Below are 21,202 nucleotides of genomic sequence, written 5' to 3'. Positions count from 1 at the left end.
CACGAAAACGTGCCCCACGCGCGCAGGGGGCGCGCTTTCGTGCTCCACGCGCAGGGCGTACGAAAACGCGGGGCGCGCGCGTGGGGCCTTTCGGCTTCACGCGCGCGTGCCCCGCGCGAGGCATCGCTCGTGCTCCGGCCTATGCCGGGCGCACCACGCTGTGGATCGCCGAGGTGCCGTCGTAGTAGATCGACTCCTCGCGGACGTACGCCCCCGGCTTCGGCGCGTGGATCATCATGCCGTTGCCGATGTAGAGGCCGACGTGACTGATGTCGTCGTAGAAGAAGACCAGGTCACCGGGCTGGGCGTCGGCGAGGGAGACCGTCGTGCCGGCGTTCACCTGGTCGTAGGTGACGCGCGGCAGGCTCACGCCGGCGGCCTTCCAGGCGGCCTGGGTCAGGCCCGAGCAGTCGTAGGACTCCGGGCCGGTGGCACCCCAGACGTACGGCTTGCCGATCTGCGTGCGGGCGAAGGTGAGCGCCTTGGCCGCCTTCGTCGCGTACGAGGAGTCCGTGGCCGTCGAGCCGGACGCCGAGCCGGTCGTGGTGCCCGACGACTGCTGCTGGGCGGCCTTCTCGGCGGCGGCCTGCTGCCGTGCCAGCTCCGCCGCCTTGGCCGTGGCCCGCTCCTGCTTCTTCTTCTCGATCGCCGCCAACCGCGCCTTTTCCTCGGCGTTCAGCTTCGAGAGCAGGCCGCGGGCCTCGGTGAGCTTGCGCTGCACCGTGGCCTTGGACGTCTTGAGCGCTTTCTGCGAGGCCGTCAGCGACCGCAGGCTCTCGGTGGCCTCCGCGCGCTTCTTGGTGGTGGCGGCCTGCTCCGTGACGTAGTCGTCGACGGACGCCTTCTGGCGGGTCGTCAGACGGCTCATCAGCTGGGTCTGGTCGAAGTAGTCCTGCGGGTCGTCGGCCAGCAGCAGTGTCGCGGTGCCGGGCGTGGAGGCTCCGGTGCGGTACTGCGCGGCGGCGAACGATCCCAGCTCCTCGCGCGCGGTGTTGAGCTTCTCGGTGCGCTTGGCGACGTCGTCGAGCAGGGTGTCGACGCGCTCCTTCTGCTTGGCGGTCTTCTCCCGGGTCGCGTTGTACTTCTCGGTGGCCGTCTCGGCCTGGTGGTAGAGGTCGTTGACCTTCTTCTCGACTTCTTCGAGGCTCGGCCTGGGGTTGGCCGTGGGGGCGGCGTTCGCCGTCTGTGAGAGCAGGGCCACCGAGGTGAGGGCGGCCGTCGCGAGGGCCGGGGTCCGTATGCCTGCGACGCGCGTACCCGAAGGACGCCATTTGCGGTGCGACGCCAAGAGAGGCGACTCCTTCCGTCATCCGCCTACCGAGTTAGCTGTCGGGTTCGGGCGGGTGGTTCCGGAAGGTTGCCCTACGGTCCGTGCCCCACAAGGCGGTTGGACCGATTCACCCCAAGGTCGGTGGGTCCCCGGCTCCGGCCGCCTGGTGGGCGGGCCGAACTCGGCGGAGGCCGCTCGGCCCGGCGATGTTCGCCGGTTGCGGTCGAGTGGCCTTCTCGCACGCTAGCCAACGGGTGTGGCCCGTGTGAAGGTTGATGTGCGATATGCCCGATACATTTTCGTGACCTTCGCCATGTGTCACGCCGCCCGTGATCCATTCACGATGATCCGTCCGCATAAGGGCGTGTCGGCTGCTTACGCCCGCCATGGGGCGACCGTTCGCTCGGGAGCGCTCGCCCTCGCCGAGGCGTCGCTCCTTCGGGGGCCGGGCCGATGCCGACTCCGCCCCTCCGGCCCCTCACCTGGGGTGACCGGTCGATCATGCGCGGTCACGGGTTCCCGGGCGCCATGGCCGCACGCCCGTCCGCCCCGGAACCGCGTCACGACTTCCGCCCGAGTTCTCGGGGTGGCGGCGGGCTGTCAGTGGGGCGGCCTAGACTCGGAGAGCGATGAGCAGCCTCTTTGATGACAGCTTCCTGGCGGACCTCAAGCCCTCCGCGGCCCACGAGGACGAGCACCCGCCGCCGCCCGAGGACGATCACGTACCGGAGCCGGTTCCGGACGATCTGTTCGGCGGGAAGTTCGACGCGCCGCCGAGCCGGGACGCGTACTACCGCGACGGCGCGCCCCGGCCCGCCGTGGACCCGGCGGCCCTGCTGGACGGACTGAACGAGAACCAGCGCGCGGCCGTGGTGCACTCCGGCTCCCCGCTGCTCATCGTGGCCGGCGCCGGCTCCGGCAAGACCCGTGTGCTCACCCACCGGATCGCGCATCTGCTCGGCGAGCGCAATGTCCACCCCGGCCAGATCCTCGCGATCACCTTCACGAACAAGGCCGCGGGCGAGATGAAGGAGCGCGTCGAGGCGCTCGTGGGCCCGCGCGCCAACGCGATGTGGGTGATGACCTTCCACAGCGCCTGCGTCCGCATCCTGCGCCGCGAGAGCAAGAGGCTCGGTTTCACCTCTTCGTTCTCGATCTACGACGCCGCCGACTCCAAGCGTCTGATGGCACTCGTCTGCCGTGATCTCGACCTCGACCCCAAGCGTTTCCCGCCGAAGTCGTTCAGCGCCAAGATCTCGAACCTGAAGAACGAGCTGATCGACGAGGAGGACTTCGCGGCCCAGGCCGCCGACGGCTTCGAGAAGACCCTCGCCCAGGCGTACGCGATGTACCAGTCGCGGCTGCGCGAGGCCAACGCGCTCGACTTCGACGACCTGATCATGACCACGGTCAACCTGCTGCGCGCCTTCCCGGACGTCGCCGAGCACTACCGCCGCCGCTTCCGGCACGTCCTGGTCGACGAGTACCAGGACACGAACCACGCGCAGTACGCACTCGTGCGGGAACTCGTCGGCACCTCCGAGCACCCCGTGGACGTACCGCCCAGCGAGTTCGACCTGGCGCCCGCCGAGCTCTGCGTCGTCGGTGACGCCGACCAGTCGATCTACGCCTTCCGCGGCGCGACCATCCGCAACATCCTCCAGTTCGAGGAGGACTACCCGAGCGCGACGACGATCCTCCTCGAGCAGAACTACCGCTCCACCCAGACGATCCTGACCGCCGCCAACGCGGTCATCGAGCGCAATGAGTCCCGCCGCCCCAAGAATCTGTGGACCAACGCGGGCGCGGGCTCGAACATCACGGGTTACGTCGCGGACACCGAGCACGATGAGGCCCAGTTCGTCGCCGACGAGATAGACCGTCTCACCGACGCGGGCGAGGCCAAGGCCGGCGATGTCGCGGTCTTCTACCGTACGAACGCGCAGTCCCGTGTCTTCGAAGAGATCTTCATCCGTGTCGGCCTGCCCTACAAGGTCGTCGGCGGCGTCCGCTTCTACGAGCGCAAGGAGGTCCGGGACGTCCTGGCGTACCTCAGGGTGCTGTCCAACCCCGAGGACTCCGTCCCGATGCGCCGCATTCTGAACGTGCCCAAGCGCGGCATCGGCGACCGCGCCGAGGCGATGATCGACGCGCTGTCGCAGCGCGAGAAGATCAGCTTCCCGCAGGCACTGCGCCGCGTCGACGAGGCCTACGGCATGGCCGCGCGTTCCACCAACGCGGTCAAGCGGTTCAACACGCTCATGGAGGACCTCCGCACCATCGTCGAGTCCGGCGCGAGCCCGGCCACGATCCTGGAGGCCGTCCTCGAACGCACCGGCTACCTGGCCGAGTTGCAGGCCTCCACCGACCCGCAGGACGAGACCCGCATCGAGAACCTCCAGGAACTCGCCGCCGTGGCCCTGGAGTTCGAGCAGGAGACTGGTGAGGGCGAGACCTCGGGCGGGCTCTCCGCGTTCCTGGAGCGGGTCGCGCTCGTCGCCGACTCCGACCAGATCCCGGACGAGGAGGACGGCAACGGCGTCATCACCCTGATGACCCTGCACACCGCCAAGGGCCTCGAATTCCCCGTGGTCTTCCTGACCGGCATGGAGGACGGCGTCTTCCCGCACATGCGCGCGCTCGGGCAGGCCAAGGAACTGGAGGAGGAGCGGCGCCTGGCGTACGTCGGCATCACCCGCGCGCGGGAGCGGCTCTACCTCACCCGGTCGTCGATGCGCAGTGCCTGGGGGCAGCCCTCGTACAACCCGCCCTCCCGCTTCCTGGAGGAGATCCCGGCGACCCATCTGGACTGGAAGCGCACGGGGGCGACGGCGCCCGTGCCGGCCGGCCCGGTCTCCGGTGTCGCCGCATCCCTGTCCTCGTCGCGCTCACGGTCCGCGGCCTCGGGTGCCTCCGGGTTCGCCACGCGCCGCGGCGTCTCCGAGAAGCCGGTGGTCTCGCTGGCCGTCGGGGACCGGGTCACGCACGACCAGTTCGGCCTCGGCACGGTCGTCGGGGTGAAGGGGACGGGCGCGAACGCGGAGGCGACGGTCGACTTCGGAGAGCCCAAGCCGAAGCGGCTGCTCCTGCGGTACGCGCCGGTGGAGAAGCTGTAGGCCGGGAGACCGGTCGCAGGACCGGGTTCCCTCGCGGGACCGGATCGCGGGAACCCTCGGCCGCTTGAAGGCGGCCCGGGGGCCTGGCGGTCGGCCATCGCCCCTCTCGTCGAGCTGCCGCCCGGTACGAGGCAGGCGTCACGCCCTACGTGGGGTCCAGGCCGTGGCTGCGCAGCCACGGCAGCGGGTCGATCGCCGAACCGCCGGCCGGACGGACCTCGAAGTGCAGGTGCGGGCCGGTCGAGTTGCCGGAGTTCCCGGAGAACGCGATCTGGTCACCGGCCTTCACCGTGGTGCCGGAGGGGACTTTGTACGTGGAGAGGTGGCAGTACCACGTCTCGGTGCCGTCCATCGCGGTCACGATCATCATGTTGCCGTACGCGCTGTTCCACTGCGTACGGACGGTCCCGTCGGTCGCGGACAGTACCGGGGTCCCGTACGAGACCGGGAAGTCGATGCCCGTGTGGACGGACATCCAGTTGACGCCCGCCTGGCCGAAGTAGGCGCTGAGGCCCTGCCGCTCGACCGGAAGCGCGAACTTCGGACGCAGCCGCTCCTTGCGGGCCGCCGTCTCCGCCGCCTTCTTCTTCTCCGCAACCTGCTGGGCCTTGAGGTCGATTCGTTCCTGCGTACGGCTCGCCCGGTCGGCGAAGTCGTCCGCGCCCGCGGAGAGACTCTGGAGCTGGGTGTCCAGTTTGTTGTTGGCGGCCGACGGCTTCACCGAGGTCACGTCGGAGGCGCTGGCCGTCGTGTCCTTCGTGTCGTCCCCGCCCATCCCGCCGACGGAGGCGGCGGCGATCCCCGCGACCCCCATCACACAGGCCGAGGGCACCGCGACGGTCAGCAGAGCGGAACGTTTCGCGGGGCTGCGGCGCCGGGAACGGGAAGCGGTCCGCGACGCGGGGCGCGGGGTGATCTCTTCCATGTCGTCGAGCAGCGGCGTCTCGCGCCCCTCCTCGTACGGGTCATACGCCTCGTAGGAGTCGTCCGGGTCGGCGGAGTCCACGGAGTCGTCGAACTCGTCCTCATCGGAGGCGAGTTGATCGTGGGAGGCCTGATCGAAGGTGGTGGTCGCCTGCTGGTCGAAGGGGACCTGAGTTCCCGCGTCGGACTGCTGCTCGTACGTCATGTCGAGCTGCGTGAGGTCGTGGTTGTACGACTCGGGCTCTGCGTGCTGCTCGTACGACTCGGGCTGCGCGTGCTGCTGTTCGTACTCGTGCTGCGGGTGATGCTGTTCGTACGACTCGGGCTGCGGGTGCTCGTACGCCTGGTACGCGTCCTGGCCACCGGCGTTGTTCCACTGGGTGGCGTCGTACGCGCCCGTCTCCTGCGTCGGCGCGCTCCACTGCTGGGTCCCCTCGGGCGACTGCCCGGGCTGGAGCCAGGTGTTCGCGTCCCACTGGCCCGAGGCGTCGGGGCCCGGATGCTGCGCGGGAATGTGGGCGAGCTGCTGATAGCCGGCCGCCCAGGCCGTCGTCTCGTAGGCGCCGGTGTCGTAGGCGGCCTGGTGCTGTGCCGCGTACGGGTCGTGGTTCAGCGTCTGTTGGGCGCCGGAGTTCCACTGCGTGGCGTCGTACGAACCGGTGCCGCCGCCCCCGCCCGGCATGTTGCCGAAGAGCGGATCGGTGTCGAAGTTCGTGGTGGCGTAGGCGCCGGTGGCGGCAGCGTTCGCGCCCGAGTCGAAAGCCGTGGAGGGGTATTCGCCGTACGCGGTGAAGTCGCCGTACTGGGCTTCTTGCGCGCCATACGGCGCGTAGAGCGCCGAGGCGGCATCGGAAGCCGGGGCCGGGGGAGTCACGATCCCCGACGGGTGACGGTCGTTCACCAACTTCTCTTTCGCCTCGACAACAGGGGCTGGCAGAGCAGTGCGGCGACTGTACCCGGCGGTATGCGGGCGCGACAATCTTCGGCAGGTTTCCCCTTCGCAGGAAACGGGCATTCGGCCGTGTTTCGGGGGAGGGTGGGCAAGGCTTTGGCCTGGCGTTCGATAAACGTTCGAAGCGTGGGTGCCCCAGGAGGGCTGCCGGGCGGCCGTCAGGCCACCGTGAGGCCGCTGGTCCGGGCCGCGGTGCGGACTTCCGGCTCCTCGATGTCGAGCGCCTGCCGAATCCCTGTCGCGACCGCCGGATGCACGGGCAGCGCGAGATGGCCGACACCGCTGACACGGACATTGTGTGCGAGCAGGTCGGGATGCTCGACGCAGGCCGTCTCCAGCGGGTCCATCAGATGGTCGAGATCGCTCCAGAAGCTGACGAACTGCGTGCGGCAGCCCGGGGCCGGCCCGGTCAGTTCCTCGATCACCGCGGAACCGGGGCGCATCTGGCGGACGATCGGGTGCGCGTTCATCACCGGGGCGACGCGGGTGCCCGAGTGCGGGGTGCCGAGTGTGACGAGCGTGCGGACGTGGGTGTCGCCACCGAGGCACTGCACGTAGTAGCGCGCGATCAGTCCACCGAGGCTGTGCCCGACGATGTCCACCCGCTCATGGCCCGTGCGCTCGCAGATCTCCTCGATGTGCCGGCCCAGCAGCTCCGCCGCGGTACGGATGTCGCACGTCAGCGGCGAGTAGTTGAGGGACTCGATGTGCTGCCGGCCGTGCTGGGCGAGGTTGCGGCGCAGCAGGACGAAGACGGAGCGGTTGTCGATGAAGCCGTGCAGCAGGACGACCGGGGGCTTGTCCTCGGTGGGCAGCTTGGCGGCGGCGTCGGGTGAGGGGAGCGAGGGTGCGGTGCGGCGTTCCTGGGTGATGCCTGAGGGATAGAGGAGGAGGTGCCCGGCGAGAATCGCGATCTCCAGGGCTGTTGCCTTCAGGAGGGCCACCGAAAGCCCTGCGAGCTTCGTCGGAAACAGGCGCTGACAGAGGGGGAGAAAGGGCGACGTGGCCCCGGTGACCTTCATGGCCGACCTCCAGTCGGCACGCGGCAGGACCGCTCTGTCCCCCGTGTGCCCTAGTGGAAAGCCGTGAGGTCGGTGACGGCGGTGGCCGACGGCGCGTCCGGCGTGTGGGACGCCGGTGACGCTACGGAGTGCCCCGGCGAGGGTGTGGGACACGACGCCGGCTCCTGCTCTGCGACGGTCCGCCGGGCTGGGTGCACCGGCATCGTGTCGTGGCGTGGAGTCGCCCTCGTCGTCCCGCGGTCCTCTTGCCGGCGTTGCTCCCCGCTGTCGTGCCGTCGCCGATGTGCCCCATCACCACGCTGTCCCGCTGACGGCGCGGTGCTGCGGCCACCTGGTCGCGGCTCTTCTTACGCCGGCTCCGGTCTGGCCCGTACGCCGCACACTCCGTGCGGCGCCAGTGCCGCGATACGGAACCGTGCGCGGCGAACTTGTCCCAATGTGTGATTTCCCCCTCGGTCTCCACCGCGAAACTGCCGGTTACGGGATGCTGGCGATAACGTTCGTTCACTTACCCGGGTCGATACGGCTCGGGGCGCCTGCGCCGCTTGGCTCATCCGGTGATCCGGAGTCATCGGTGCGGCGAGCGGAAAAAATGTGCGATACGTGTCGATGGTCAGTAGTTGGCGGTCGACAGAAGCCCGCAGGTCACAGTGGGTAGTCGACATGTTTCGTTCGGTAGCCGCCGCCGGTCTTCGCCGGTCGGTGGTCGCCGACGGTGGGTAGTCGTCAGTCGGTAGTCGTAAACATGTGTCGACAGTCCTCGTCGGTACAGGTTGATGTAGTCGGTTCATGGAGGCAGTGATGGGTGTGGCAGCCGGTCCGATCCGCGTGGTGGTGGCCAAGCCGGGGCTCGACGGCCACGATCGCGGGGCCAAGGTGATCGCGCGGGCGCTGCGCGACGCCGGTATGGAGGTCATCTACACCGGGCTCCATCAGACTCCCGAGCAGATCGTCGACACCGCGATCCAGGAGGACGCCGACGCGATCGGCCTGTCCATCCTCTCCGGTGCCCACAACACGCTCTTCGCGGCCGTCATCGCCCTCCTCAAGGAGCGCGAGGCCGAGGACATCAAGGTCTTCGGCGGCGGCATCATCCCCGAGGCGGACATCGCTCCCCTCAAGGAGAAGGGTGTCGCGGAGATCTTCACCCCGGGCGCGACGACCACGTCGATCGTGGACTGGGTACGAGCGAACGTCCGGCAGCCGGCCGGGGCGTAACCGCCGAGTCGGCGTGACCGGTCCGCCGGCGTGATCGCCGGATATCCCCACCGCCGCCGACCCGGACGTCGACGGCGGCCCTGACCGATCTCCAGCGCCGGAGAGTTCCTGGACTCTCCGGGTCTCAGGTGCCCAAGGAGCGGGGTGGGCCAAGGCGCCGCGCGGGTCGCGGCGTCGGGCGAGCCGAGGCGTCGGGCGGGCCGGAAACCGATGGCGGGGCGCCGGGCTGCTTCGCAGTGCCGGGTCGTCCCGAGGCGCCCGGTGTGCTGAGGTGTCGGGTCGTTCCCGGGGCGGGTGAGCCGAGGCGCCGCGCGGGTCGCGGTGCCAGGCGGTCCCGAGCGCCCGGGTGAGCCGGGACGCCGGGCTGTCCCGAGGTGCCCGTGGGTTGACGTGTCGGGCGTACCGCAGTGCCGAGTTGTCCCGAGGTGCCGGGTGAGCAGGTGCCGGGGCTGTCCCGAGGTGCAGGGTGAGCCGCGGTGCCGGGGGTGGTCCCAGGGGGCGGGTGGGCCGTGGTGTCGTCCGGGGCGAGGTGCCGCATGGGAACCTCACGGCATCGACAGCTCGGCGGCCATCGCCGCCCTCAGGCGCAACGTCGTCACGAGTCGCTGGAACGCCTCGGCCCAGTAGCCGCCGGCTCCCGGTGCCGCGTGTTCCGACTCGTCGGGCACCGAGGTGAGAGCGTCGAGCCGCCCCGCCTCCAGGGGGTCGAGGCAGCGCTCGGCCAGCCCCATCACCCCGCTGAAGCTCCAGGGGTAGCTCCCCGCGTCCCGCGCGATGTCGAGCGCGTCGACGACCGCCCGCCCGAGGCTCCCCGCCCAGGGCACCGCACACACCCCGAGCAGCTGGAACGCCTCGGACAGTCCGTGCGTACCGATGAACCCCGCCACCCACTCGGCCCGCTCCTCGGCGCCCAGGGTGGCGAGCAGCTTGGACCGCTCGGCCAGTGACACCGCCCCCGGCCCCCCGGCCTCCGGTGCGGAGGGTGCCCCGAGGAGCGCCCTGGACCACCCGGGATCACGCTGCCGCACCGCCGCCCGGCACCACGCCGCATGCAGCTCCCCCTGCCAGTCGTCCGCCACGGGCAGGGCCACTGTCTCTTCCGGCGACCGCCCGCCGAACCGCTCCCGCCAGGTCCCGAGCGGCGCCGCTTCGACCAACTGGCCCAGCCACCAGGACCGTTCGCCCCGGCCGGCCGGGGGTTTCGGCACCACCCCGTCCCGCTCCATCCCCGCGTCGCATTCGTGGGGTGCCTCGACCACGATCACGGGCGTGTCCCGCGTACGGTCGACGGCCACGCACGAACCAGCCCTGTCCGCCATCCGCGCGGCGAGCGCCGAACCCGGCAGCGCGGACAGCAACTCGGCCGCCGTCGCCCGTACGTTGCGGCTCCGGTCGGCCAGGGCCCGCTCGAGGAACGGTTCGTCCTCGGCGCACAGCCCGGACCGCAGCGAGTCGAGGAACATCAACCGGTCCTCGGCCCGCTCCGTCGCCCAGGTCATGACGAGCAACTCGCGTGCGGCGGAAGGATCCTTGGCCCGAACCGACGCCAGCAGAGCGACCCGCTCGGCGAACAGTCCTTCCTGCCACAGCTGTTGTACGCGACCGGCGTCGTCCGGCTCCGGCAGCGCCGCGCCGCCGCCGGGCGAGGAACGCAGCGCGAACCGCCACTCCGGGTTCAGCCGGGCCAGCCACAGCGCCCGTGGCCCGGCGAAGGCCAGCGCCGCGGGACGCAGGTCCGTGCGCCCCCGGGCCGCGTCGAGGAGCGCCGGGAGGGTCCCGGGCGGCGCCGCGAATCCGCGCGCGTTCGCCAGGGCCAGCCACTGGGGCAGCAGCTCCATGAGGTCGGGCGCCGCCCCCCTGCGGCCGCCGCCGCCCGTGCCGGGGCGGTCCGCCAGCAGCGTCGCCAGTCTGCGGGCCGCGGCGGGCGGCAGCGCGGTCCGGAGGTCCGGCGCCGCCGGCTCCGGACGGGCCGCCGCCCGCGCCGGAAGCACTCCGGCCCGCCGCCGCACGGTCTCCACGGCGGCCGCGTCCAGCAACGCCGCCGGAGCCTGCTGCCCCGGATGCCGCCCTGGAGGCGTACGTCGCTCGGTCCCGAGCAGCGCCACGGTGACGAGCTCCTCCCAGGAGCCGCCGGCGGGCGCGCCCGCCGAAGCCGAGGTCGTGTTCATTCGCGTCCTTTCCGAACGGAGGGCATCAGTGGCGGCCGGCCGCCACCGAGGGGGCCGGGGCGCCGGGCGGGGTGACGGCGGTCAGCACAGCGGCACCGCCTCGCCCTCGCCCTGCGGCCATGCCGTCAGCGGAGTGAATCCACGGTGGCCGCACTCGCCGAACACCGTGACCGGGGCGCCGCCGGACAGGGCGACCAGACGCCACAGATCGGGGCGGGACCGCGAAGAAGGAGTGAGAGGGAGAGCCGACTCTCCGTCCGCGTCGGCAAGTTGCCATGAATCGCCGTCCGGGATCGGGACGACCCGGTCCAGGGTGACCGGGTAGGAGTCCAGCCAGGGGTCGGCACGCAGGGCCTCTCCGTAACGGGCGGCCGCCTCGGGAGTGGTCAGCCCGGTCGGCCGTATCGGCGCGGGCGCCGGAGGAGTGAACCGCTCGCCCAGCGCCGCCCGCAGCTGCCAGGCGCCCGGGTACGCGGACACCTCGGCCTCGAAGGCCAGTCCCACCGGAAGCGCCGGCTCGGGAGCCCGGCCGGCCGCGCCGTAGGAGAGGAGCAGCGCCGTACGGCCGGACTCCGCGCCGTACAGCCAGATCCTGCGCGTCGTGAGCCGTGCGTCCGCGGTGTCGTACTGCGCGAGGACCAGCCAGCGGTCGCGCACCAGCGGGCCGTCCGCCGAGCCGGACAGCCCGACGCGGGAACGGACGGTCGCGGCGAGGTCGTCCGGCAGCCGCTCGCGCCGCAGCCAGCCCTGATCGAGGAGGTGGAGCAGCGCGCACTCCTCCAGCAGACGCACCGGCCAGCCCGGTCCCGACGACGGGATCGCGCCCAACTCCCGCACGCGCGCCGCCAGACCGGGTGCCTGCGCGTCGACCATCCGGGCCGCCGTCTCCTCCCACAGCCCGTACCCCGCCCGCTCGGCGGAGGCCAGGCCGCCGCGCAGCAGGTCCGCCAGCCGCTGCTCCAACTCGGCCGCCCCCGCGGTGATCCGCTCGGCCCGGCGCTCCGCCCTGCGCCGCGCCGCCTCGGGATCAGCCGGCGAGGACGCTCCAGATCCCCCGCCCGCCGTCCTCCTGTCCTCCGCGCGCTTCCGTCTTTCCCCGATCCACTGTGCGGCCCAGTCCGGCTCCTGCCCGGACGGCACCGCGCCGTCCGCGCCCGCCCAGAGCAGCAGCAGCCCCAGCGCGTGCTTGCACGGGAACTTCCGGCTCGGACAACTGCACTTGTAGGCGGGACCCGTCGAGTCCGCGATGTCGATGACCGTCTGATACGGCTTGCTGCCGCTTCCCCTGCACAGTCCCCATACCGTCCCCTCCTCGGAATTGCCCGCCTCCGACCACGGACCGGCCGCGCCGAGCTTGCTCCCCGCCTTGCGTGACGCGGCGTCAGGCGCCAGTGCCAGCACCTGATCCGCCGTCCAGCGCACCGCCTGCTGTGTCATGCCATCGAAGGTAGGTCCCGCCACTGACAATCGATATTCGTGACCACATTTGCGCAGGTCAGAGCGCATTGTCAGTGGCGTGGTGCACGGTGGAACCAGATCCGAACCGGCCGAGCTGGAGGGGGACCGAGCCATGTCCGTGTCCGTTGAACCGACGTCCGTTCACACACCCGCGGGAGACAGGGGGGCGAGCCGGCAGAGCGAGGTGCTGCGGCCGCACGCCGAGCACACCTTCGCCGCCGAACTCGCGGCGCTCGCCGCGCAGGACGACCGGCCCCGCCCGGCACGCTGGCTCCTGTCGCCCTGGGCCGTGGCCACCTATCTGCAGGGCGGCACGCTGCCGGACGGCACCGTCATCACCCCCAAGTACGTGGGGCCGCGCCGCATCGTCGAGGTCGCCGTCACCACCCTCGCCACCGACCGGGCGCTGCTCCTGCTCGGTGTGCCCGGCACCGCGAAGACCTGGGTGTCCGAGCATCTGGCCGCCGCGGTCAGTGGCGACTCGACGCTGCTCGTGCAGGGCACGGCCGGTACGCCGGAGGAGGCCATCCGGTACGGCTGGAACTACGCGCAGTTGCTCGCGAACGGGCCCAGCCGGGACGCGCTCGTGCCGAGTCCCGTCATGCGGGCCATGGCCGAGGGCATGACGGCGCGTGTCGAGGAACTGACCCGCGTGCCCGCGGACGTACAGGACAGTCTGATCACGATCCTCTCCGAAAAGACCCTGCCGATCCCCGAGTTGGGTCAGGAGGTGCAGGCCGTCCGTGGTTTCAACCTGATCGCCACGGCCAACGACCGCGACCGCGGGGTCAATGAACTGTCGAGTGCGCTGCGCCGCCGCTTCAACACGGTCGTCCTGCCGCTGCCGGAGAGCGCGGACGCCGAGGTCGACATCGTCTCGCGCCGGGTCGACCAGATCGGCCGCTCCCTCGACCTGCCCGCCGTGCCCGAGGGCATCGAAGAGATCCGCCGCGTCGTCACCGTCTTCCGGGAGCTGCGCGACGGGATCACGGCCGACGGGCGGACGAAACTGAAGTCGCCCAGCGGCACGCTGTCCACGGCCGAGGCGATCTCCGTCGTCACCAACGGCCTCGCTCTGGCCGCCCACTTCGGCGACGGCGTCCTACGGGCCGGCGATGTCGCCGCGGGCATCCTCGGCGCCGTCGTCCGCGACCCGGCGGCCGACCGCGTCATCTGGCAGGAGTACCTGGAAGCGGTCGTCCGCGAGCGGGACGGCTGGAAGGACTTCTACCGGGCTTGCCGCGAGGTGAGCGCATGAGCGGAGTGCGGGGTGCCGAGCCGCCCGCGCCGGAGGGCGGAGTGACCGACCGAGGTGCCGGGCCGCTGCTCCTCGGTGTGCGGCATCACGGGCCGGGGTCGGCGCGGGCCGTGCGGGCCGCGCTGGAGGCGGCGGCTCCGCGCGTCGTACTGATCGAGGGACCGCCCGAGGCGGACGCACTCGTCCCGCTGGCCGCCGAGAAGGACATGCGGCCCCCTGTGGCGCTCCTCGCCCATGTCGTGGACGAGCCCGGCAACTCGGCCTTCTGGCCGCTCGCCGAGTTCTCGCCGGAGTGGGTGGCGATCAGGTGGGCTCTGGAACACGGAGCGCCGGCCCGTTTCATCGACCTTCCGGCGGCCCACACCCTGGCCTGGGGAAGGGACGGGGCGGACCAGGACCGGGGCGAGCCGGGGAGCACACCTCCCACCCGTCCCGCCGACCCCGGAGCGGCCGGGAACCCCGACGCGCTCGGCCCGCCGGCGGATCCCGGCCGACCGGACGAGGGCGGCGCCCCGGACCGTCCCCTCGACGCGTCCGTGCGGATCGACCCCCTCGCGGTGCTCGCCGAGACAGCCGGCTACGACGACCCGGAGCGCTGGTGGGAGGACGTCGTCGAGCACCGGGCCGGGACGGCGGGCGATCCGTTCGCACCGTTCACCGTCCTGGAGGAGGCCATGGAGGCGCTGCGGGAGGCGTACGGGGTCGGGGGCCACGACCGGGACCTGGTGCGGGAGGCGTACATGCGGCTCCAGATCCGGGCGGCACAACGGGAGTTCGGGGCCGACGTGGCCGTGGTGTGCGGCGCCTGGCACGTGCCCGCGCTGCGGCAGAAAACCACGGTCGGCGCCGACCGGGCGCTGCTCAAGGGCCTGCCCAAAGCCAAGGTCGACCTGACGTGGGTGCCCTGGACCCACCGTCGGCTCTCCCGGGACAGCGGGTACGGAGCGGGCATCGACTCGCCGGGCTGGTACGGACATCTGTTCAGCGCCCCCGACCGCCCGGTCGCGCGGTGGATGACCAAGGTGGCCCGGCTGCTGCGTGACGAGGACCGGGGCGTGTCGTCCGCCCATGTCATCGAGGCCGTGCGGTTGGCCGACACACTCGCCGCGATGCGAGGCCGCCCGCTGCCCGGGCTGACCGAGACCACCGACGCCGTCCGCGCCGTGATGTGCGAGGGCTCGGACGTTCCCCTGGCGCTGGTGCGCGACCGGCTGGTGGTCGGGGATGTGCTGGGCGAGGTGCCGGAGTCCGCCCCGGCGGTGCCGTTGCAGCGGGATCTCGCGCGGTCGCAGCGGCGACTGCGGCTCAGACCCGAGGCGCTGGAGCGGGAGGTGGAGTTCGACCTGCGCAAGGAGACCGACGCGGGGCGCAGCAGACTGCTGTACCGGCTGCGGCTGCTGGGCGTCGCGTGGGGCGAGCCCACCACGTCCCGCGGCAGCACGGGCACCTTCAGGGAGACCTGGCGGCTGCGCTGGGAGCCGGAGTTGTCGGTGCGGGTCGCCGAGGCAGGCGTGTGGGGCACGACGGTTCCGGCCGCCGCGACGGCCAAGGCCGAGGCGGACGCCGTGAGCGCGCCTTCGCTGGCCGATGTCACGGCGCTCGCCGAGCGCTGCCTCCTCGCCGAACTACCGGACGCGCTCCCCGTGGTGATGCGGGTGCTCGCCGACCGAGCCGCCCTCGACACGGACGTGGGCCACCTCGCGCAGGCCCTGCCCGCGCTCGTCCGCTCCCTGCGCTACGGCGACGTGCGCGGCACCGACACCCACGCCCTCGCGGATGTGGCGGCCGGGCTGGCCGAGCGCATCTTCGTCGGCCTCCCCCCGGCCTGCTCCGCCCTGGACAGCGACGCCGCCGAGGAGATGCGCCGCCACATCGACGCCGTGCACGGAGCGGTGGGGCTGCTGGCCGAGCCCGCTCCGTCCGGCGACACCGTTCCGTCCGGTGACACTGCTTCGGCCAGCGACACCGTTCCGGCCGGCGGCATCCGTGGACGCTGGCACTCCGTGCTGCGGGTGCTCGCCGCGCGGGACACCGTCCCGGGGGTGGTCAGGGGACGGGCGGTTCGACTGCTCCTCGACGAGGGGGAGTTGGCGCAGGAGGAGGCGGCGCGGCTCATGGGCCTCGTGCTGTCGCCGGGGACGGAGCCCGCGGACGCGGCCGCGTGGATCGAGGGATTCGTCGGGGGCGGCTCCGGGGGCGGCATGCTGCTCGTGCACGACGAGCGGCTGCTCGGACTGGTGGACGCGTGGCTGACCGGGGTGCCGACGGACGCGTTCACCGATGTGCTGCCGCTGCTGCGCCGGACTTTCTCGGCGTACGAGACGGGGGTGCGCAGGACGCTGGGCGAGCTCGTCCGGCGCGGCCCGGGAGTACGGACGAGTGCCGAGGTCACCGGCTCCGGAATACCCGGGTTCGGCGCCGGCCTCGACACCGAGCGCGCGGACGCCGTGCTGCCGGTGCTGAGCCTGCTGCTGGGGCTGGGCGAGTCAGGCGGTGCCGTCGACGAGGCGGACGGCCGGGCCGACGGCGGCGACGGTGCCGGCCCGACCCATCACGACAACGACGGTGCCGGCCGGGCGCATCACGACAACGACCTTGTGAGGGTGGCTCCATGAGCGAGGCAGTGGTGGGCGCAGGCGACGAGCGGCTGCGGCGATGGCGGCTGGTGCTCGGCGGTGACGAGGCGGACGGCACCGGGTGCGTGCTCTCCGGGCAGGACACCGCCATGGACGGGGCGCTGGGCGCGCTGTACGGGAAGGGGAGCAAGGGGCAGTCGGGGCGGGACCGTTCGGCAGGGCTCGGCGCGTCGGCACCGTCGGTCGCGCGCTGGCTCGGCGACATCCGGACCTACTTCCCCTCGTCCGTGGTCCAGGTGATGCAGCGCGACGCCATCGACCGGCTGGGGCTCTCCACCCTGCTCCTGGAACCCGAGATGCTGGAGGCGGTGGAGGCGGACGTGCACCTGGTGGGCACCCTTCTCTCCCTCAACAAGGCCATGCCGGAGACGACGAAGGAGACCGCGCGGGCCGTCGTGCGCAAGGTCGTCGAGGACCTGGAGAAGCGGCTCGCCACCCGCACCCGGGCCACGCTCACCGGCGCCCTGGACCGCAGCGCCCGGATCAGCCGACCCCGCCATCACGACATCGACTGGAACCGCACGATCGCGGCCAACCTGAAGCACTACCTGCCCGAGTACCGCACGATCGTGCCCGAGCGGCTGATCGGATACGGGCGTGCCTCGCAGTCCGTGAAGAAGGAGGTCATCCTCTGCATCGACCAGTCGGGGTCGATGGCCGCGTCGGTCGTCTACGCCTCCGTGTTCGGTGCCGTGCTCGCGTCGATGCGGTCCATCGCCACCCGGCTCGTGGTCTTCGACACGGCCGTCGTCGACCTCACCGACCAGCTCGACGACCCGGTCGACGTCCTCTTCGGCACCCAGCTCGGCGGCGGCACGGACATCAACAGGGCACTCGCGTACTGCCAGTCGCAGATCACCAAGCCTGCCGACACGGTCGTCGTCCTCATCAGCGACCTCTACGAAGGCGGGATCCGCAACGAGATGCTGAAGCGGGTCGCTGCGATGAAGGCGTCGGGGGTGCAGTTCGTGACGCTGCTCGCGCTGTCCGACGAGGGGGCGCCCGCGTACGACCGTGAGCACGCGGCGGCGCTCGCGGCGCTCGACGCACCGGCGTTCGCCTGTACGCCCGATCTGTTTCCCGAGGTCATGGCGGCGGCGATCGAGAAGCGGCCTCTTCCGATTCCGGACACCAGGTGAGAAGAGGCGGGAATCGGGACATGGGTATCCATCGGTAACAGGGGACTTGCGCAACCTCGTCGGTCCCATGCGAGGATCGACGCGGCCAACGGGCCCTGCCTCGCGATTCCTTGGCGGCCCGTGCCGGTCCGGGTACTCCGAGGCGTTCGCGTTCGTTCCGTTCCCTCGGGTGCTTTCGCGTCCCTTCGTACGGGAGGAACCTCCCCGTCTTGACCCAGCCAGCCGTGTCGTCGGGTGCTGTTCCGCGCTTGGTACGCGGCACGGCCGGGCGGCGTGCGCTGCGGGTGGTCCTGCTGGCGGGTGGGTTCTGCGCCCTCGGGTTCCTTTTCGGAGGGACTGCGCAGGCGGCCGACCGGGCGACGCACCCGTCTCCGGTCCGGGGCGTCGAAGCGGCCCGGACTTCGGTGGACCGGCTGCTGAAGCCGGCCTCGCACGCCGTGCCCGCCGCTCAGGGTGTGCCGGTCAGACACGTCGTGCCCCTCGCTCCCGTCGCCCCGGCCACGCAAGCCGTGCAGGGCACGCCGGTCCCGCACCACGTTCCCCTCGCTCACGTCGTGCCGGTCCCGCACCGCATCCCTCTCGCTCACGTCGTGCCCGGCACTCGCGGCGCGCTGTCCGCCCGGGTCCCTCGCGTCACCGTCGGTGTCACCGATGGCGTTGGCCGCGTCCTGGGGGACGTCGTGCGGCCGGTTGCCGGTGCTGTCGTACGGCCGGTCGGGGATCTGGTCGAGTCGGTGAGCAGCGGGTTGCCGATGTCGCCGGGCGCGCTGCCGTCCGTCTCCGCACTCCCCGTTCCGCCGGGTCGGCCCGACCCGGCGGGTCAGTCCGCGTTTCCCGGCGCGGGTGCGCGGCCTCCGTTCGTCACGGGGGCGCGGCAGCCGGTGAGGGGTGTTGCGGAGCAGCCGAGCGCGACGGAGGGCGGGGGCGGCACGGGGCGGCGGTCCGGGGCTACCGCTTCCACCGCTCCCGCGTACGGTCCGGGCGGGTTCGGGGCGGGTGGCGCGGTTGTCGTGGAGCGCGGTGTCCAGGACGTCGTGCAGGTGGGGCAGGCCCACGCCCGGCGGTCGCCGCCCGGCGACCCGAGCGGCGCGCTGGGCAGGCGGTCAGCCGTGGACAGCGCCGCGCCGCGGCACGGCGACGCGCCGGCCGTCGCTCCGAACCACCGGGCACCGCTGTGGCTCGCGCCCGGCGCTTCGGCGGTGGTGACCCCGGCCGGGACCCGGGACCGGCACCGGGCCGTTCCCGTTCTTCCTGGCTAGGGAGGGTTCCCCACTGCCCGGCGCGACGAGGTCTTCCCGCTTCCGGCCCCGGCCCGGCGTGCTGCCGGGTCACCGCTCCGCTGGAGAACGCCTGGCCCACCCCGGGCGCCACGTACACGGAGCACGCCCCCGCTCCGCTCATGCAAGTACACCGCCCAGCCCGTTCGGCAGGTACGGCCCGTACACCTCGTACCGCATGCACCGCATGCACCGCATGCACCGCGTGCACTCGACGCGACACGCCCGGTGGTGGAACCGGCGGGCGGCAGATGATCGACTTCCGCAGGGTCATGGCCCGGACGGCCGAAAGCCGTCGGATCCGTCCGGCCGCACCCCTGTGGGAGGGCGGGTGGTCCCCATTGGGGTGGGGACCACCCGCCCTGGGCCCTCCGGGGCCCGTTCGAGGGGCCTCACCAGGCAAACCCCAGCCTGGTGAGGCCCCGTCCGGGCACGATCTGTGACAGGTATCACCGCTGAGGTGTGACCTGCGATTTAGGGACCCGCGTCCAGCGGCGATAACCTGCGAGACGGACATGCCGCGCGCTCGGACACCGTGTGCGCCACCCTTGTGACAAGCGGACGTCACGTTGCCCTTCGCGGCACGCCCACGCAGACAACGAACCGCGAGATCACTGATAGGGACGGACGCGCGTGGACCTGTTCGAGTACCAGGCGAGGGACCTCTTCGCCAAGCACGGTGTACCGGTGCTGGCCGGTGAAGTCATCGACACGCCTGAGGCAGCCCGCGAGGCGACCGAGCGTCTTGGCGGCAAGTCCGTCATCAAGGCGCAGGTGAAGGTCGGTGGCCGTGGAAAGGCCGGTGGCGTGAAGCTCGCCGCCACCCCGGACGAGGCCGTCGCCCGCGCGACGGACATCCTCGGCATGGACATCAAGGGCCACACGGTCCACAAGGTGATGATCGCCGAGACCGCGCCCGAGATCGTCGAGGAGTACTACGTCTCGTACCTCCTCGACCGCACCAACCGCACCTTCCTCGCCATGGCGTCCGTTCAGGGCGGCGTGGAGATCGAGGTCGTCGCGGAGGAGAACCCCGAAGCCCTCGCGAAGGTGCCGGTCGACGCCAACGAAGGCGTGTCGATCGAGAAGGCCCGCGAGATCGTCGCCCAGGCGAAGTTCCCGGCCGAGGTCGCCGAGCAGGTCGCCGAGATCCTGGTGACGCTGTGGGACACCTTCATCAAGGAGGACGCCCTCCTCGTCGAGGTGAACCCGCTCGCCAAGGTTGCCTCCGGCAAGGTCATCGCCCTCGACGGCAAGGTCTCCCTGGACGAGAACGCGGAGTTCCGCCAGCCGGACCACGCCGCGCTCGAGGACAAGGAGTCGGCCAACCCGCTCGAGGCCGCCGCCAAGGCCAAGAACCTCAACTACGTCAAGCTCGACGGTGAGGTCGGCATCATCGGCAACGGCGCGGGTCTCGTCATGAGCACCCTCGACGTCGTCGCGTACGCCGGTGAGAACCACGGTGGCGTCAAGCCCGCCAACTTCCTCGACATCGGCGGCGGCGCCTCCGCCGCGGTCATGGCGAACGGCCTGGAGATCATCCTCGGCGACCCGGACGTCAAGTCCGTCTTCGTCAACGTCTTCGGTGGCATCACCGCCTGTGACGAGGTCGCCAACGGCATCGTCCAGGCGCTTCAGCTGCTCGCCGACAAGGGCGAGGCAGTCACCAAGCCGCTGGTCGTGCGTCTCGACGGCAACAACGCCGAGCTGGGTCGCAAGATCCTGTCGGACGCCAACCACCCGCTGGTCCAGCGCGTGGACACCATGGACGGCGCGGCCGACAAGGCCGCCGAGCTCGCGGCTGCGAAGTAAGGGACGAGGGACTAAACAGCCATGGCTATTTTCCTCAACAAAGACTCCAAGGTCATCGTCCAGGGCATGACCGGTGCCACGGGTATGAAGCACACCAAGCTCATGCTCGCGGACGGGACGAACATCGTCGGTGGCGTGAACCCGCGCAAGGCGGGCACGTCCGTCGACATCGACGGCAACGAGATCCCCGTCTTCGGCACGGTCGCCGAGGCGATCGAGAAGACGGGCGCCAACGTGTCCGTCCTCTTCGTGCCGCCGGCGTTCGCCAAGGCCGCCGTCGTCGAGGCGATCGACGCGGAGATCCCCCTCGCGGTCGTCATCACCGAGGGCATCGCCGTCCACGACTCCGCCGCCTTCTGGGCGTACGCGAAGTCGAAGGGCAACAAGACCCGCATCATCGGCCCGAACTGCCCCGGTCTCATCACCCCGGGCCAGTCCAACGCCGGCATCATCCCGGGCGACATCACGAAGCCGGGCCGCATCGGCCTGGTCTCGAAGTCCGGCACGCTGACGTACCAGATGATGTACGAGCTCCGTGACATCGGCTTCTCGTCCGCCGTCGGCATTGGTGGCGACCCGGTCATCGGTACGACGCACATCGACGCGCTCGCCGCGTTCGAGGCCGACCCCGACACCGACCTGATCGTCATGATCGGCGAGATCGGCGGCGACGCCGAGGAGCGTGCGGCGGACTTCATCGCGAAGAACGTGACGAAGCCGGTCGTCGGCTACGTCGCCGGCTTCACCGCGCCCGAGGGCAAGACCATGGGCCACGCCGGCGCCATCGTCTCCGGGTCCTCCGGCACGGCCGCCGCGAAGAAGGAGGCCCTCGAGGCCGCGGGCGTCAAGGTGGGCAAGACGCCGACCGAGACGGCGAAGCTCGCGCGCGAGATCCTCGCGGGCTGAGCCACCGCTCGAACGAACGCCGGTGGGCCCGCACCCTCGAGGGTGC

At 71.5% G+C, this 21,202-nt stretch carries 13 protein-coding genes and 1 riboswitch; of the genes, 8 read left to right on the top strand and 5 right to left on the bottom strand.

Features of this window, described 5'->3' with window-relative positions:
• Positions 1-139: 139 nt before the first annotated feature.
• Positions 140-1,288, bottom strand: coding sequence for an NlpC/P60 family protein (locus ACWD68_RS37740; RefSeq protein ID WP_451810982.1), 1,149 nt, complete (start codon positions 1,286-1,288; stop codon positions 140-142).
• An 8-nt stretch (positions 1,289-1,296) separates the two neighbouring features.
• A riboswitch (cyclic di-AMP (ydaO/yuaA leader) is annotated at positions 1,297-1,467 on the bottom strand.
• Between the two features lie 432 nt (positions 1,468-1,899).
• Between ACWD68_RS37740 and pcrA the strand changes: the two genes are divergently transcribed.
• A complete protein-coding gene (pcrA, locus tag ACWD68_RS37735) occupies positions 1,900-4,386 on the top strand; it encodes a DNA helicase PcrA (protein WP_451810981.1) in 2,487 nt (828 codons plus the stop codon).
• Positions 4,387-4,531: 145 nt separating this feature from the next.
• Here pcrA and ACWD68_RS37730 read toward each other — a convergent pair whose 3' ends face one another.
• Both ACWD68_RS37730 and ACWD68_RS37725 read right to left on the bottom strand, forming a co-directional pair.
• A complete protein-coding gene (locus ACWD68_RS37730) occupies positions 4,532-6,325 on the bottom strand; it encodes a peptidoglycan DD-metalloendopeptidase family protein (protein ID WP_451810980.1) in 1,794 nt (597 codons plus the stop codon).
• Between the two features lie 95 nt (positions 6,326-6,420).
• The gene (locus tag ACWD68_RS37725; RefSeq protein ID WP_451810979.1) at positions 6,421-7,284 is read right to left on the bottom strand and encodes an esterase/lipase family protein; all 864 of its coding nucleotides are present in this window, start codon (positions 7,282-7,284) and stop codon (positions 6,421-6,423) included.
• Between the two features lie 801 nt (positions 7,285-8,085).
• Here ACWD68_RS37725 and ACWD68_RS37720 point away from each other — a divergent pair.
• Entirely contained in the window at positions 8,086-8,502 is a 417-nt protein-coding gene (locus tag ACWD68_RS37720) for a cobalamin B12-binding domain-containing protein (protein ID WP_266761887.1), read from the top strand.
• A gap of 545 nt (positions 8,503-9,047) precedes the next feature.
• On the opposite strand, the gene ACWD68_RS37715 is transcribed toward ACWD68_RS37720, so the two are convergent.
• Complete coding sequence (locus tag ACWD68_RS37715) at positions 9,048-10,670, bottom strand: DUF5691 domain-containing protein (RefSeq protein WP_451810978.1); 1,623 nt, start codon at positions 10,668-10,670, stop codon at positions 9,048-9,050.
• Between the two features lie 81 nt (positions 10,671-10,751).
• Positions 10,752-12,107, bottom strand: a complete 1,356-nt coding sequence (locus ACWD68_RS37710) for an SWIM zinc finger family protein (protein WP_451810977.1) — start codon at positions 12,105-12,107, stop codon at positions 10,752-10,754.
• Between the two features lie 133 nt (positions 12,108-12,240).
• Between ACWD68_RS37710 and ACWD68_RS37705 the strand changes: the two genes are divergently transcribed.
• The 6 genes from ACWD68_RS37705 to sucD all read left to right on the top strand — a co-directional run bounded on the left by ACWD68_RS37705 (position 12,241) and on the right by sucD (position 21,156).
• Positions 12,241-13,386 carry an ATP-binding protein gene (locus ACWD68_RS37705; protein WP_451810976.1) on the top strand — a complete coding sequence of 382 codons (1,146 nt, stop codon included), beginning with the start codon at positions 12,241-12,243 and terminating at the stop codon, positions 13,384-13,386.
• Positions 13,383-16,001: a DUF5682 family protein gene (locus ACWD68_RS37700; RefSeq protein ID WP_451810975.1), complete on the top strand. Its 2,619-nt coding sequence runs from the start codon at positions 13,383-13,385 to the stop codon at positions 15,999-16,001. Before ACWD68_RS37705 ends, ACWD68_RS37700 begins: the two co-directional genes overlap by 4 nt.
• Positions 15,998-17,161: a VWA domain-containing protein gene (locus ACWD68_RS37695; protein WP_451810974.1), complete on the top strand. Its 1,164-nt coding sequence runs from the start codon at positions 15,998-16,000 to the stop codon at positions 17,159-17,161. The genes ACWD68_RS37700 and ACWD68_RS37695 overlap by 4 nt, the downstream gene beginning before the upstream one ends.
• A 209-nt stretch (positions 17,162-17,370) precedes the next feature.
• On the top strand, positions 17,371-18,420 hold the full coding sequence (locus tag ACWD68_RS37690) for a hypothetical protein (RefSeq protein ID WP_451810973.1): 1,050 nt from the start codon (positions 17,371-17,373) through the stop codon (positions 18,418-18,420).
• 651 nt (positions 18,421-19,071) lie between these two features.
• A complete protein-coding gene (gene sucC, locus ACWD68_RS37685; protein ID WP_451810972.1) occupies positions 19,072-20,250 on the top strand; it encodes an ADP-forming succinate--CoA ligase subunit beta in 1,179 nt (392 codons plus the stop codon).
• Between the two features lie 21 nt (positions 20,251-20,271).
• The gene (sucD, locus tag ACWD68_RS37680; RefSeq protein ID WP_329301294.1) at positions 20,272-21,156 is read left to right on the top strand and encodes a succinate--CoA ligase subunit alpha; all 885 of its coding nucleotides are present in this window, start codon (positions 20,272-20,274) and stop codon (positions 21,154-21,156) included.
• Positions 21,157-21,202: the final 46 nt, after the last annotated feature.

Source organism: Streptomyces sp. NPDC005141, from assembly GCF_053599975.1.
This window is presented reverse-complemented; position numbering and strand designations above follow the sequence as displayed.

Excerpts from the sequence above, each read along its gene's own strand:
- pcrA (WP_451810981.1), top strand. The coding sequence starts at position 1,900 with ATGAGCAGCCTCTTTGATGACAGCTTCCTGGCGGACCTCAAGCCCTCC.
- ACWD68_RS37730 (WP_451810980.1), bottom strand. The coding sequence starts at position 6,325 with ATGCCCGTTTCCTGCGAAGGGGAAACCTGCCGAAGATTGTCGCGCCCG.
- ACWD68_RS37725 (WP_451810979.1), bottom strand. The coding sequence starts at position 7,284 with ATGAAGGTCACCGGGGCCACGTCGCCCTTTCTCCCCCTCTGTCAGCGC.
- ACWD68_RS37720 (WP_266761887.1), top strand. The coding sequence starts at position 8,086 with ATGGGTGTGGCAGCCGGTCCGATCCGCGTGGTGGTGGCCAAGCCGGGG.
- ACWD68_RS37715 (WP_451810978.1), bottom strand. The coding sequence starts at position 10,670 with ATGAACACGACCTCGGCTTCGGCGGGCGCGCCCGCCGGCGGCTCCTGG.
- ACWD68_RS37710 (WP_451810977.1), bottom strand. The coding sequence starts at position 12,107 with ATGACACAGCAGGCGGTGCGCTGGACGGCGGATCAGGTGCTGGCACTG.
- ACWD68_RS37705 (WP_451810976.1), top strand. The coding sequence starts at position 12,241 with ATGTCCGTGTCCGTTGAACCGACGTCCGTTCACACACCCGCGGGAGAC.
- ACWD68_RS37700 (WP_451810975.1), top strand. The coding sequence starts at position 13,383 with ATGAGCGGAGTGCGGGGTGCCGAGCCGCCCGCGCCGGAGGGCGGAGTG.
- ACWD68_RS37695 (WP_451810974.1), top strand. The coding sequence starts at position 15,998 with ATGAGCGAGGCAGTGGTGGGCGCAGGCGACGAGCGGCTGCGGCGATGG.
- sucD (WP_329301294.1), top strand. The coding sequence starts at position 20,272 with ATGGCTATTTTCCTCAACAAAGACTCCAAGGTCATCGTCCAGGGCATG.